This is a genomic window from Neisseria sp. P0021.S007, assembly GCF_051956855.1.
Genome location: NZ_JBQCXA010000571.1, coordinates 1 through 673 on the forward strand (window position 1 = coordinate 1; position 673 = coordinate 673).

Below are 673 nucleotides of genomic sequence, written 5' to 3' on the forward strand. Positions count from 1 at the left end.
AGCGAGAGATGGAAAACTCAAAACTCAGCGTTGAAGCGATTGAACAAGGTACGGTAATTGATCATATTCCTGCCGGTAAAGGCTTGGCCATTTTAAGACAGTTTAAGCTGCTGCATTATGGCAGCGCGGTTACAGTCGGCTTTAATTTGCCCAGCAAAACGCAGGGAAGCAAAGACATTATCAAAGTCAGCGGCGTATGGTTGGATGCCAATGCGGCCAACCGTTTGGCTTTATTTGCCCCTGAAGCAGTAGTAAACAAAATCGATCAGTTTAAAGTGATCGACAAACAGCATTTGTCATTGCCGGACGAAATTTCAGAAGTATTCCGCTGCCCGAATACCAATTGTGCCAGTCATGGCGAGCCGGTCATCAGCCGCTTTTATGTCCGTTCACATAATGGTCAGACACGTTTGAAATGCCATTATTGCGAAAAAACCTTCTCGCGTGATTCGGTTGCCGAAGCCTGATAAAATCTCAGGCCGTCTGAAAACACGGCTGTGCGGTTTGAGTTGTCTGCTTGATACATCAGTTTCATAAAAAGCAAGATATTAAGCAAATTGCGTTAAAATTACGTTAAAATAATGCCTTCTGAGTTAATGACATCATTTGCTCAAAAGGCATTATTTTTATAACGCGATACGAAATGTAGGAAAACTTATGCACTCATCCATAC

General features: G+C 42.8%; 1 protein-coding gene. It reads left to right on the forward strand.

The window, feature by feature from the left end:
• Positions 1-8: 8 nt before the first annotated feature.
• The gene (pyrI, locus tag ACTHUR_RS14680) at positions 9-467 is read left to right on the forward strand and encodes an aspartate carbamoyltransferase regulatory subunit (RefSeq protein ID WP_003684689.1); all 459 of its coding nucleotides are present in this window, start codon (positions 9-11) and stop codon (positions 465-467) included.
• Positions 468-673: the final 206 nt, after the last annotated feature.